Genomic DNA, 12945 nt, shown 5'->3' with positions numbered 1-12945 from the left:
CTGATTGATGTCTCAAAGGTATTGGAGGGAGATCTGAAATATGAATATTGAATGTTAAGTGATTATTATGTTTTCTAACAGGAAATTAATTTTCCAATTAGGAAATTTTTTAAGTTTATTTGCAATCGAAACCGATGGAGCTATCCTACAAGGTGACAAGTAGAAGGAAATTTTAAAAGATGGATAAAGAAGCCTTAGCAATGGTATTTACCGAAGCAGAAAAGCCATTTTCTGCCGTGGAAGTAAATATTCCCAAATTAAAATCAGGAGAGGCAATCGTAGAGATCACCTATACTACTATATGCACCAGTGATCTGCACTCCTATTATGGGCGCCGCTGCGCACATGTCCCTAGTGTGCTGGGTCACGAAGTCATTGGCAGGATCACAGCACTTGCAGCAGATGGAGTTGCTGATTTCTATGGAGAAAGCCTAAGAATCGGCGATCTGGTGACCTGGTCTGTCTATGCGCATGACCACTCAGGAGCCATGGCTGTCAAAGGAATTCCGCAGAAGTCCCAACCTCTATTTAAATACGGTCATGAGCGTATCGGAGAAAATGACATACTCAGCGGGGGTTTTGCTACCCATTGCCATTTGAGAAAAGGAACAGACATCTTTAAGATCCCTGCAGAGCTATCTGCCAAGGAATCCACCCCTCTGAACTGCACCCATGCCACCATTGCCGGTGCTCTGAGGCTGGCCGGGAACTTGAAGAATAAAAATGTACTGGTAATCGGTGCAGGAATGCTGGGGATTTCCGCCTGTGCTATGTCTAAATCCAATGGGGCGGATCAGGTATGTGCAATGGATCAAACAGCACAACGCGCAGAAAACACCAAGAGATTCGGAGCAGACAAAACTATTGATGCCAGCCTTTCTACTGAAGAAGTGCTGGAAATCACACAAGCTATCGGTGGGATAGATGTGGTCATAGACACTTCCGGTTCTGCTGCTGCCATGGAAAAAGGCCTAAACATTTTAAACATTGGAGGAATTGCCGTCTGGGTAGGTGCAGTATATTCGGAGCGGAATATTTCCATCAGTGCTGAGTCCGTGGTCAGAAGAATACTGACGATCAAGGGGCTTCATAATTACATTCCGGAGGATCTTGCTTTTGCCATCAAATTTCTGGAAGCAGCACATACACAGTATCCTTTTGAAAGTCTGGTGGAAGCGGATTTTCGGCTGGAAGAACTGGATGAAGCATTTAAAACTGCCCATGAATCCGGCAAATACAGAGTGGGAATCACTCCAAACTAACCAAATAATTCAAGTAAACAATCCAATAAAATGACAGATAAACACTACATCAGCCTGATCGTTTTTGACATGGCAGGAACAACGATAAATGAGAACAATGTGGTTTACAAATCTCTTCAGAAAGCAATCAATAAAGTAGGCCATGATTTTTCATTAGACACAGTGCTTTTGATTGGTGGTGGAAAAGAGAAATTACAAGCGGTAAGAGATATCATGAAGTCTGCATATACCAGTACAGAAGAACTGGAAAACGACGCACAAACAGCTTTTGCAGACTTTCTGAATATTCTCAAAGAAGCTTACTCCATGCTCGAGGTGAGCGCCTATGAGGGCACTTTAGCGCTTTTTGGCTATTTAAGAGAACACGGTATCAAAGTAGCACTGAACACCGGGTACAATAAAAAAACAGCGCTTTCCCTTCTGGAAAAGCTGGCCTGGAAAGAAGGGGAAACCTTCGATGCGCTCATCACAGCCGACGATGTGACAAACAGCAGGCCGGCACCGGATATGATCTTTGCTGCTATGGAAAAGTGTGGGATAAGCAATGTAAAGGAAGTGGCAAAGGTAGGTGACTCTATCGTGGATATAGCCGAGGGGAAATCTGCCGGATGCGGACTGACACTAGGTGTGACCACAGGTGCCCAGACTGCTGAGCAGCTGAATACTGCCGATCCCGATTTTATCATTGATTCCTTGTTGGAACTCAAAGACATTGTTGCTTTAAAAAACTGATATCCGACACCTTCTACCCACCCTCCATGAACAGACGCATTTTTCTAAAGAATTCAGCCTTGGCAGGTTTTAGTTTTGTCCTTCCTAAGATCAGCCATTCCTTTGCAGGCAGACTTAATAAAACCATCCAACTTGGACTGATTAGCGATCTGCACCAAGACATCATGCACGATGGGTATTCCCGCATGGAGCGCTTTGTGAAGGAAGTAAAAAAATCAAAGCCTGATGCGATCGTTCAACTAGGTGATTTCGCCTATCCCAAGCCCGAAAACGCAGCGGTAATCGATCTGTTCAATGGTGCAAATCCCAACGCATTTCATGTGATTGGAAACCACGACACGGACTCAGGCCACACCAAAGATCAGTGCCTGGAAAAATGGGGTATGCCGTCTCCCTACTATTCCAAAGAAGTAAAGGGACTGAAATTAATTGTATTGGACTGTAATGAAAAAGGCTCTGCTACGCATACAGGAGGCTATGTTTCATTTGTGGGATCAGTTCAGATGAAATGGCTAAAGGAGGAATTAGAAGCTACCGAACTACCAGTTCTGATCATTTCCCACCAGCCTCTAGCCGGGATTATTGCTGTGGATAATGCCAAGGAAATCCAGACCTTATTAAGCCAGCATGCTGAGAAAATTATGCTTTGCCTGAATGGACATTCCCACCTAGACCAGCACCTGCTGATTGAGGGGGTAAATTATCTGCACATCAATTCAGCCTCTTATTATTGGGTAGGTGGAGATTATGAGCATGAAAGTTACAGTGAAGAAATAATAAAAGAGCACCCCTGGATAGCCATGACCTGCCCCTATGAAGAAAGTCTTTTTGCATTTCTGACCCTGGATCCAGCCTCCAAAACTGTAACAGTGAAAGGAAGAAAAAGCAAATGGGTGGGCAAATCTCCTAAACAACTGGGATATAAAATTGAGGAGGAACCCAAGCTCTTAGACTGGGTGATGCCTGAAATCAAAAACCTCAAAATCTCCTGATAAAATTTAAATTCTAGTTCTGTTTTTTCAAATAAGCAACCATATGAATCAACCACATGCAATCGTAATCGGCGCTGGAATCGTAGGCTTGTCTATGACCCGGGCGCTTCATGCCAAAGGCTGGAAAGTCACCGTAATCGAGCGACACCCACAGGCTCAGGGAGCATCGGTAAGGAATTTTGGAATGATCTGGCCAATCGGACAGGCGCAAGGCCCAAGCTATCAAAGGGCAATGCGTAGCCGGGAAATCTGGCTGGAAATGGCTGATAAAGCAGGTTTCTGGGCTGAGCAGACTGGCGCATTGCATTTGGCCTATACCGATCTGGAGCTTCAGGTGGTAGCTGAATATGTAGCTGCCATGAAAGGTAAAAACTCCGCCCAGCAGCTTGCGGTGGAAGAGACCCTGGTAAAAAGTCCGGCAACTGTGAAAAAAGGACTGAAAGGAGCACTCTGGACCGAAGAAGAGATGATCGTGGATCCTAGGGAAGCAGTGGCAAAAACTGCCAATTACCTAGAAAGTCTGCCTGAAGTTGACTTCGTATGGAACAGGTCGATCTCAAGGATTGAAGGAAATACCGTTTACAGCGGACAGAAATCCTGGTCAGGAGACAAAATATTTGTATGCAGTGGGGCGGATTTCGAAACCTTGTATCCGGAATTGTTTGAGTCCACTCCTATCACAAAGTGTAAGCTCCAAATGATGCGACTCGTGCAGCAGCCACAGAACTGGCGAATAGGCCCGCCTCTATGCGCAGGGCTCAGCTTTATACACTACAAGGGCTTTCATGTGGCCGAGTCACTAGAAGCTTTAAAGGAAGTATATGAAAAACAGTACAAGGAGCTATTGGACCTAGGCATACATGTGATGGTATCACAGAATGGAATCGGAGAACTCACGGTAGGCGACAGCCATGAATACGGGCTTAATCTCACCCCTTTTGACACCCAGCATATCAATAAGCTGATCCTAAATGTACTGAAGACATTTGCACACTTTAAAGACTGGGAAATCGGCAGTTCCTGGCATGGTATCTATCCCAAAATGACCAATGGCGCAACGGAATTTGTACACCAAGTAGATGATACCGTCACCATTGTCAACGGGATGGGTGGCGCAGGAATGACACTCTCTTTTGGACTGGGCGAAGAAGTAGTGGCTTCCAGCCTAAGCTTATGAGGTGACAGCTAGAACAGATCAAAGTGTAATCAATTGATAATTTGGTAATGGGGTAGTGCGGGGAATACCTGGAAAGGCACAAGCACCCATGGTGACAGGCGACTTCAGCCGATCATAAGACTTATGGAGAATAACGGAGTGCGGGTGATGTTCTTTGGACATCTACACACCTACATGCGTACGCTACCGATGAAGGAAGATAAAGTCAACCTCGGTGAAGGCATACACTTTGTACAGGTAGGCGGAATGGGAGGAAATCTGGAGGATTTTGCACCGACCAGAATTCCATTTGCTGCCAAGACGTACAGAGGCTATCATTATCTTACTGGCAACCTCACCTCGGAGGGATTTGAGTTGAGAATGTATAATACCGAAGGAGCTATGCTAGACCAGCTACTACTTTCAAAATAGCGAGTCATTGATCCTTTCAGATAGGCTATGCTTTCTCCTCAAAGAAATAGACTACCAGCATCTGAACGGGCGCATCCCCTATGTTTACCGGATTATGCTCAAGTCTCCCGTCAAACAACATAGAATCACCAGGCTCTAGGTCAATTTCCTGATCTCTGAAAAGGTAGCGTACAGAACCTGAAATGATATACTTGTATTCAAAAGCCTCCGTCTGTACAAAATCCCGGCTGGACCCTGGCTGTATCTCCAAAAGCACAATATCTATAGTACTCTGCTTTACTTTTTTGGTGAAAATGCGAGAATACTCATAGCCACTTGCTGCTTCCTTTTCAAATCTCACATAGGCGGACTTTCGCTGCACTAGGATGGGGGCTTCCCGCGCATGTAGGTCTAGTTCGGAGAAAAAGGAATCCAGATCCACTTTCAAGGCTTTGACGATCTGAATCAATACCAGCAAGGAGGGAATGGTGCGGCTGTTTTCGATCTGTGAAATCAGACCCTTGGTGACTCCGGCAAGATCGGCAATGTCCTGCAAGGTCATCCCTTTTTCCTTGCGAATGCTTTTAATCTTATTGCTGATCTGTACGATCACTTCATGCTCCATTTCTTGCTATTCTGGTGTTGCTAACCTATCTATTTATACATGAGCAAAAAAACATACCTCGCTAGATTTAGCTAAAATGTCCAATAATTTGATAAAATATTGGCCAAAACAGTAGGTTGATTGAGAATATAATGAAAAAGAAGGGAGCTTCATGCAATGCATTAACTCCCCAACATTAACAAACCAATTGATCAATGTTTAGTAAAATTAAACATCAAAGTTGTTTTAAGATAAATAATCAGATTATCTGTATGTTAATTTATACGAAGGTCAAAATGGATTTGGCTAGAGGCGGTAGAAAACCAGACTGGCAAAGTTTGTATTTAACAACTCATTAATATATTGACTATTAAAAGTAATTATGAAAAAAAAGATACGCTGACCCAGGTTCAGAAAAAACATATTGCTTTTGTAAATGTGAAATATCAGGGGTGTTTTGAAGACATCACAAATCCTTAATGCTGTTTATATTGGAATTTTGTAGTCAACACTTTATTTAGTATTTATAAACTTAGTAATTATGCAAAACAGTAGCGCCAAGCTCAGTACTGCCATGAGAATTGAAATGGTATTTGATCTTTATAGAAAATTCGGTCAGGAAGACTACATAGGTGAACCTGTATCCCAGATCGAGCATATGAGTCAGGCTGCTCAGATCGCAGAAAAAGAAGGATATGAAGATGAAGTGATCTTGGCTGCATTTTTTCATGACATAGGCCATCTATGTGTGACCCAGGGAGATGTAGAAACTATGGAAGGCTACGGAGTTCTCAGCCATGAGAAAATCGGAGCTGACTTTTTAAGAGAGCTTGGATTTCCGGAAAAGATAGCGAAGTTGGTCGAAAACCATGTCCAGGCAAAGCGATACCTGACTTACAGGCAGCCGGAATATTTCGAAAAACTCTCTGAAGCAAGCCGGAAAACGCTGGAGTTTCAAGGTGGAAAAATGAATGAGCAAGAAGCTGTTGCCTTTGAGACAGATCCCCTGTTTGAGCTATCCCTAAAGATGCGTACCTGGGACGAAATGGCAAAAGAAGAGCATGTACCTTTGCCTGATCTAGCCAAGTACATTCGGATAGCGGATCGAATGCTATCCTAAACCCAAAAATCCAGAAATAGTATAAGACTGACTAGTCACTTTTTTGATCTCCAATTCGTCTCTCTCACCCGAATCAAACAGGTGAAGAAAATAAGCTTTTCTCCCAACATAAAAAACACCTCTGCGATAGCCGGAGAGGTGTGAGTAAAAGCCGGATCCCTAACTGGGATCAAGAACCTGAAAATAGAAGACAAGCAAGTTATTTCACCATCTCTTGGATAGCAGGAGCAGCTTTAGCTTCAGGATAGTCCATTCCCAGTAATTGAAAGATCGTCCGGGCAATCATGGCAGATTGCCATTGACCCTGAGACTTCATCTCCCCTGTAGCCGGTGTATCTGGCCCTATGGCCGCCATCCAGATTTCCCCTGCTTCAGGCACAGATTCACCGTGACTTCTCCAGGAGGTTTTGCTGATGCCACGACCGTGGTCGGTGGTGATGATCATGGTAGTTTTGTCTTTGTATTGAGGATCAGTTTGTACAAAGTCCCAGATTTCCCTGATGTAAGCATCAGTCTGCTTAGCTGACCAGATGTACTGATCGTAGTGATTTTCGTGAGCCCAGTCATCGGTCTCCCCATAGGAGATATACAGCACTTTTGGCTTCTTGTTTTTCAAAGCAGCCATGGCATAACTTTGGGTAAAGGCATCCAATCTCACCCCGCCCCAAGGGCCACGGATCTCTGATTGCAGTTTGTTGGTCAGGATTTCTTCGGGAGAAAGATCATCTCCTTCTGCGATATCAAATCCTGCATTCACCGGAACCCCGCTCCGCTCCTCATTGACTATAAACGGAAACACATCCCAAGAGCCAAAGGCCATAACCTTATTCTGAAACTCAGGCAGGCGATTCAGATACTCCAGCAGGGTCACATTAGGATTGTTGATTTTATCGTTGCTGTTAATGTGCTGATCATCTGCAAACCCACTTAGCACTTCATTGTACCCAGGGTAGGAAAACCACATTTTATTGCTGTTGTCCACTTTGTTTCCATAGGCACGGTTGCCATAGAGCTGACCTTCTTTTGCGAGGGTATTCCAGAAAAAAGGCATCAGCATTTCCCGCCTTACCAATGGATCTTCATTCCAAAAATCGGTTAGCAAAGACCCCGGCACTTTGATCATACCAGTATCATCCACCAGTAAGGAATCAGCACCTGTAAATACTTCCTGCCACCTAATACCATCCAGGGTAATCAAAATGATATTTTCAGTTTTATAATCCTGTGCCTTCAGGCTCAGTGCCTGGAAAAGAAGCAGCGTGAAAAATGCACAAGCAATTGATTTGTTAAGCATGATAGTTCTAGCTAAGTTGATTAGTAAAAAGTCACCCTCAGAAACAAATCCAAGGGTGAGCTTTCATTCAAGTTAAAGAAATAATTAATCTACATCCCACCAAACACGGGTGGTAATAGCATCAGGGCCCTGACGTCCTACTGCGATCTCGTAATTTTCTCTATTCAGCGCCTGCACGCTACCTGGGTACATAAAGCGAACGGGAACCGTATTGATGTAAGCAGCAGGTCCTGGAGTGATTTTAGGGTAATCCGTTCTTCTCCAGTCATACCATGACTCCAAACCCGAGAAGAATAAGGCCAACCATTTTTGAGTGCCTATTTTCGACAGCTTTTCTTCCGTAGAACCCGTATAGGCTACCCTTTCCTGTGCCAAATAAGCCTCGTCAACTACCAGTTTATCTGCGATCTGTGGAAGATTGATGATTTCATATCTACTTTTGTAATACGCAATAGAAGACTCAATTCCGTTTGTATAATAATCTTCTGCAGTACCTGCGGAGATATACCCTTTCTCTCTGGCTTCCGCCAAAATAAACTGCAACTCAGGATAACCCATCAAGATCGCCTGTGCACCTATCGGGTTTGCCAACGGAGTACAAGCTGAACAAGACCACAGGTAGCCTACCCGGGAGATAAAGTTAGAGCCTCCTTTTAGCGGATCCCCGGATGGAGAGTAAGCTAAAGCTTCTTCGTCTGCCAAACCATTTGGCACTCCCTGATAATCATCCTCCTCACCGATGACACCAGCACCTGAATCGTTGGTAGGCTGTGCATAGGCAAACAATCTTGGATCATCCAGCTCTTTTAGCACTGTTTCCATTCGTTCACTCAGTCTATATTCATCAAATGAACCTGATCTGGTCGTGTATAAAGAGTGCTGGTTTGGCACATCCTGAAGTGGCTGCAAGGCTGCCTGATCCTCGTTTGAGGTGAAAATCGGGAACTGGGTAGGATTGGAAACAATTGCCTGCATCCCTGCTGAAGGGTCCATACGGTCAGAAAGCCTCATCAAAATTCTCAACCTAAGTGAATTTGCGAATTTTCTCCATCTCATAATATCGCCACCGAATAAAATATCCCCTTCTACCCCTTCTGAGGTAGATCCTAGTAGGGTATTTGCCTGCTCCAGCTCTGCAAGGATTCCTTTATAGATATCCTCTTGGGTATCAAAAACAGGATAATTCGTACCATCCTTGGCATTGATCGCCTGACTGTATGGCAAATCCCCATAAGCATCTGTCATAAATGAGTACAAGCTGGCTCTTAGAACCAGGGCAATACCCACATAATTGCTTTGTTCAGCTTCTGTGGAGATTTCTATCACATTGCTGATATCCCGCAGGGAATTATAGAAGGAGCCATAAGGATTTCCTTCAGGCCCCCAGTTGTACCGGTCTTCATTGGTAAACTGGATTTTGGCGGTCTGCTGCATCACTACGTTGCCTATTCCCCAGGCTTTACCGGAGATTTCGCCAGCCGTATTTCTGATTACTGTAGGCAAAAGCAAATTTGAAGAAACGGTCTCGGGACTGTTGGGATTAGTATTTATTTCATCGAAATCCTTATCACAGCCACTCAGCGACAGCATAGCCGCCAACCCGATTCCTGCTATATATTTAGTATTAAAATTCATGTTTTTCTGTTTTAGCGATTTTAGATTCAAACTTGAGCGACTTAAAACTTCACATTGATGTTAAAACCCATACTTCTAGTAGAAGGGAAAGCCATATCTTCCACACCTGGAATAAGAGTACCTCCACCCATTGAGAGAGTTTCAGGGTCAAAATGAGGATTCTCAGTCCAAAGTGCCAGATTCCTTCCTACCAAAGAGACTTTCACATCTTCAAAAGGAGTCCTGCTCAAGATGGACTTAGGAATGGTGTAACCTATAGTCACCTCTCTTAATTTCAGGAATGTGGCATCGTATTTCGCAGCCTCCACATTAGATCTGTTGTAGTAGGTATTGTGCCAGTTTCTGGAAGTAGTCTCATAGGTGTTCGGACTAAAGCTACCGTCAGCATTTTGGACTACCCCAGGAGAAACTATTCCGTTGCCTTCCCCTTCCAAATCATACCCAGTCTCACGTCCGTAAAGCGTCTCAGCCAATTGACCTGAAGTACTTCCGATAGTTTTGGTTCGTGACACCACTATGCCTCCGTATCTGAAATCAAACAGGAAACCCAGATTGATTCCTTTGTAGCTGAAGTTGTTTTGCAAGCCCAGCATCCAGTCCGGATTATAATTACCCTGATATTTCAATTCAGGTGCAGTAATTGGAGTTCCTGTGCTGTTGTGGATGATCTCGCCAAAAAATTCTGAGTTTTCATCTTCCACCCTAGCAAAGCCCTGTCCGTAGATATTGCCCATTCTCTCGCCTACTCTAGCTTGGATATTCGCACCGTTTCTCCCGGTCAGGGTATAGGTATTCAGTCCTTCAGTCAGCTCAAGTACTTTTCCTCTGTTTCGGGTGAAGTTTGCCAAAAAGCTCCAGTTAAAACCATTGGTCGTGTTGACAGGATTGGCACTCAAAACGATTTCTATCCCTTTGTTCTGTATTTCCCCGGCATTGATAATCCTGGATGCATAGCCCGTGGCAATATCCAGCTCGATAGGGATAATCTGGTTTTTGGTTCTGTTGTCGAAATAGGTGAAGTCCAAACCTAACCTCCCGTTAAAAAACCGTGCGTCCAGGCCTGTCTCGAAAGCAGCTGTTTGCTCAGGCTTAAGCTCTGAGTTAGAAAGTCTGTTTGATTCGGATTTGGCCTGAATAGATCCCCATGCGGTCTGGGAACTGTACACATTAGAGAGGCTGTAAGGATCTGTATCATTCCCTACCTGGGCGTAGGCAACTCTGGCTTTCAGGAAAGAAAGGAATTTTGGCATAATCACCATATCAGAGATCACCGCTCCGAAGGTTGCTGATGGGTAGAAATAACTGTTGTTATCTGCCGGCAGGGTGCTAGACCAGTCATTTCTTCCGGTCAAATCAAGGAAAAGGATATTTTTATAACCAATCTGCCCAAAACCATAGAGGGAGTTGATTCTCTTCTCCGAAGTATATTGGTTCACCTGAAGATTCACCGCAGTATTGGTGAAATTATAGATCCCCGGTATCAATAACTGCGGTGCAACAGTCTGCACATATCTGTTTTCCTGACGCATCTGGTTACCGCCAACGGCTATACTATAAGTAAAAACGTCATTGCTGCTCTCTGAGTAAGTCAGCAAGAAATCAGAGTTCATCTCCGAGAAATAAAGTGCATCTTCCCGGTAATTGCCCTTAGGGAAACGCTGGGTGCTGAATGCTCGCTTTCTATCTCTCAATTCATTGTACGTATCCAAACCTGTACGTAGCATTAGGCTCAGCTTGTCTGTAAACTTATAGTTGACTGAGATATTTCCATAAATTCTATCCTTAGCCTGTCCATTGGTATTTTCATACACATTGAAGTACGGGTTGTCGTGGTAGTTGTAGTTATAGTTAAACTGCTGCTCACCTTCCAGCCCTGGCATCCAGTAGTCTCTCAGGCTGGCAGTATTCACCTGACGGCCATACCAGATCCACAAGTACATGAGGTTTTCTGTTCCGTAGCTGATGTTTGGTCTATTACCACTATCGCTTCTCTGATAATTAATGGTAGAGTTTACTGTTAGCTTATCTGTAAGATTGAGACCTCCATTCATTGAAATGGTGTTCCTTTTCAAATCTGTATTGGGAACTATCCCTTTTTGATCCAGATTAGTGTAGGAAAGACGGATGTTTGCGTTTTCATTTGAAGCAGATAGCGCTATGTTATTAGAAAGCGTTACTCCAGTCTGAAAAAAATCATTGATGTTATCCGGGCTGGATACCCATGGCGTAGCAGTAATTGTACTTCCTGCGGGAGCATTCAGGTCACCTCCTCTAAAACCAGGCACATCTCTAGGAGAATCAAACTGTGGAATCATCAATCCAGCATCCAGTCTTGGTCCCCAGCTTTCATCCACACCATCTGCAATCCCGGAACCTGCACCATTCACAAATTCAAATTGTCCACCATTTCCCTGTCCGTAAGTATTTTGCCAATCAGGCAGCATCAAGGGGTTGTCAAACGTAGTGTTGGAATTAATGGTAATCCCCAAGCCTTTTTTGTTCTTACCAGATTTGGTGGTGATCAAGATTGCACCATTTGCAGCTCTGGATCCATAAAGAGCAGCCGCAGCGGGACCTTTTAGTACGGTCATGGATTCGATATCATCAGGATTTATCTCTCCAGCGGCATTTCCATAATCCACTTCCTGGTTGGATGATCCAGAGGATCCCACAATATTGTTGGAGATGGGAACACCATTAACCACGAAAAGGGGCTGATTTGCATTGATATTCAGGGAAGACTCTCCTCGGATAGTGACCCGGCTGGATCCGCCTATTCCTGAAGAGCTATTAGTCACCTGCACACCCGCTACTCTCCCACTTAAGGAATTGATAACATTAGTTTCCCGGGCTTCGGTAAACTTATCACCATCCACGGCCTGAACAGAATAGCCTAGCGCTTTAGATTCCCGCTTTACGCCCAGTGCAGTCACTACCACTTCATTGAGAGCCAACCCTTCACTGAGTGTAACATCAATCACCGTGGAAGATCCAACTGCTTTTTCAAGGGCTTCAAATCCTACAAAAGAAAAAATCAAGGTTTCGCCTTCGGAGGCCTGGATGGAATATTTTCCATCGATATCCGTCACTGTACCACGGCTGGTGCCTTTCACAAGAACTGTTGCTCCCGGTAAAGGATCATTGTTAGTGTCAATTACTTTCCCTTCTATCATGCCTTGTTGGGCGAAAGAAAAGTTGATGATAAACAGCAGCACAGCTGTTATCAAACATTGCCAAATGCTTTTTTTAGCAGTCATTTTAAGGTAGAGGTTTTGAATAAGAAATAGTTAAGTTTAAAATTTTACTAAAACTATACTCTATCTGACTGAGAGCAGTTAAATCTGCTTTATCAAAAAATGAATTAATTCCGAACTAACTTCTCAAAAACTATATATAGACATATAAACAGCAGAAAAGTTATTACAAAAACCTAGATCTGAATCCTGTATTTACTTTTTATTAACAAAAAAGTATGGATTTAAAAGTAAACAAATATTAAACTTTCGGAGTTAGGTCACCGGAAATTCTATTCAAAACTTATCTCTATCAGCAAAGTATCAAATTGCTAAAATAGTTTAACTGGTAGATATTGACGAGAAACTAAAAAGGTGACCATCTTTCCAGTCCGCCTTATGCCAAGCAATCCATGGACGCAAGGGAATGATTGCTTGGGATGGGGCGGATCTTCTTGCTGCCAACGCCATCTTCCGCCGGAACTAGGAAGTGGGCTGAGGGATGT

General features: G+C 43.8%; 10 protein-coding genes. 6 read left to right on the top strand and 4 right to left on the bottom strand.

The window, feature by feature from the left end; genetic code table 11:
• The first annotated feature begins 179 nt into the window (after positions 1-179).
• From BM386_RS00175 to BM386_RS00155, 5 genes are all read left to right on the top strand, one after another.
• Positions 180-1262, top strand: coding sequence for a zinc-binding dehydrogenase (locus BM386_RS00175; protein WP_091691057.1), 1083 nt, complete (start codon positions 180-182; stop codon positions 1260-1262).
• A 30-nt stretch (positions 1263-1292) separates the two neighbouring features.
• Complete coding sequence (locus tag BM386_RS00170) at positions 1293-1994, top strand: phosphonatase-like hydrolase (RefSeq protein ID WP_091691056.1); 702 nt, start codon at positions 1293-1295, stop codon at positions 1992-1994.
• A 26-nt stretch (positions 1995-2020) separates the two neighbouring features.
• Positions 2021-2986 (top strand): metallophosphoesterase family protein, encoded by a 966-nt coding sequence (locus BM386_RS00165; protein ID WP_091691055.1) that lies wholly within the window; start codon positions 2021-2023, stop codon positions 2984-2986.
• Between the two features lie 43 nt (positions 2987-3029).
• Positions 3030-4163 (top strand): TIGR03364 family FAD-dependent oxidoreductase, encoded by a 1134-nt coding sequence (locus BM386_RS00160; RefSeq protein ID WP_091691054.1) that lies wholly within the window; start codon positions 3030-3032, stop codon positions 4161-4163.
• Between the two features lie 123 nt (positions 4164-4286).
• A complete protein-coding gene (locus BM386_RS00155; RefSeq protein ID WP_139235803.1) occupies positions 4287-4574 on the top strand; it encodes a hypothetical protein in 288 nt (95 codons plus the stop codon).
• Between the two features lie 25 nt (positions 4575-4599).
• On the opposite strand, the gene BM386_RS00150 is transcribed toward BM386_RS00155, so the two are convergent.
• Complete coding sequence (locus BM386_RS00150; protein WP_091691052.1) at positions 4600-5178, bottom strand: helix-turn-helix domain-containing protein; 579 nt, start codon at positions 5176-5178, stop codon at positions 4600-4602.
• Positions 5179-5698: 520 nt separating this feature from the next.
• On the opposite strand from BM386_RS00150, the gene BM386_RS00145 reads away from it, so the two are divergent.
• Positions 5699-6277 carry a phosphonate degradation HD-domain oxygenase gene (locus tag BM386_RS00145; RefSeq protein WP_091691051.1) on the top strand — a complete coding sequence of 193 codons (579 nt, stop codon included), beginning with the start codon at positions 5699-5701 and terminating at the stop codon, positions 6275-6277.
• Between the two features lie 199 nt (positions 6278-6476).
• Here BM386_RS00145 and BM386_RS00140 read toward each other — a convergent pair whose 3' ends face one another.
• The 3 genes from BM386_RS00140 to BM386_RS00130 form a co-directional block, all read right to left on the bottom strand.
• Positions 6477-7571: a phosphoglyceromutase gene (locus BM386_RS00140; RefSeq protein ID WP_091691050.1), complete on the bottom strand. Its 1095-nt coding sequence runs from the start codon at positions 7569-7571 to the stop codon at positions 6477-6479.
• 84 nt (positions 7572-7655) lie between these two features.
• Positions 7656-9206: a SusD/RagB family nutrient-binding outer membrane lipoprotein gene (locus tag BM386_RS00135; RefSeq protein WP_091691049.1), complete on the bottom strand. Its 1551-nt coding sequence runs from the start codon at positions 9204-9206 to the stop codon at positions 7656-7658.
• Positions 9207-9247: 41 nt separating this feature from the next.
• Positions 9248-12463 (bottom strand): SusC/RagA family TonB-linked outer membrane protein, encoded by a 3216-nt coding sequence (locus tag BM386_RS00130; protein WP_091691048.1) that lies wholly within the window; start codon positions 12461-12463, stop codon positions 9248-9250.
• Positions 12464-12945 lie beyond the last annotated feature (482 nt).

The sequence above is a fragment of the Algoriphagus locisalis genome (assembly GCF_900116615.1).
Classification (GTDB): Bacteria; Bacteroidota; Bacteroidia; order Cytophagales; family Cyclobacteriaceae; genus Algoriphagus; species Algoriphagus locisalis.
The sequence above is the reverse complement of the archived record's forward strand: the minus strand, read 5'-3'. Positions and strand labels throughout refer to the sequence as shown.

What these genes read in the sequence shown, in the direction of transcription:
- BM386_RS00170 (WP_091691056.1), top strand. Translation starts at nt 1,293, where the DNA reads ATGACAGATAAACACTACATCAGCCTGATCGTTTTTGACATGGCAGGA.
- BM386_RS00165 (WP_091691055.1), top strand. Translation starts at nt 2,021, where the DNA reads ATGAACAGACGCATTTTTCTAAAGAATTCAGCCTTGGCAGGTTTTAGT.
- BM386_RS00150 (WP_091691052.1), bottom strand. Translation starts at nt 5,178, where the DNA reads ATGGAGCATGAAGTGATCGTACAGATCAGCAATAAGATTAAAAGCATT.
- BM386_RS00145 (WP_091691051.1), top strand. Translation starts at nt 5,699, where the DNA reads ATGCAAAACAGTAGCGCCAAGCTCAGTACTGCCATGAGAATTGAAATG.
- BM386_RS00175 (WP_091691057.1), top strand. Translation starts at nt 180, where the DNA reads ATGGATAAAGAAGCCTTAGCAATGGTATTTACCGAAGCAGAAAAGCCA.
- BM386_RS00140 (WP_091691050.1), bottom strand. Translation starts at nt 7,571, where the DNA reads ATGCTTAACAAATCAATTGCTTGTGCATTTTTCACGCTGCTTCTTTTC.
- BM386_RS00155 (WP_139235803.1), top strand. Translation starts at nt 4,287, where the DNA reads ATGGAGAATAACGGAGTGCGGGTGATGTTCTTTGGACATCTACACACC.
- BM386_RS00160 (WP_091691054.1), top strand. Translation starts at nt 3,030, where the DNA reads ATGAATCAACCACATGCAATCGTAATCGGCGCTGGAATCGTAGGCTTG.
- BM386_RS00135 (WP_091691049.1), bottom strand. Translation starts at nt 9,206, where the DNA reads ATGAATTTTAATACTAAATATATAGCAGGAATCGGGTTGGCGGCTATG.
- BM386_RS00130 (WP_091691048.1), bottom strand. Translation starts at nt 12,463, where the DNA reads ATGACTGCTAAAAAAAGCATTTGGCAATGTTTGATAACAGCTGTGCTG.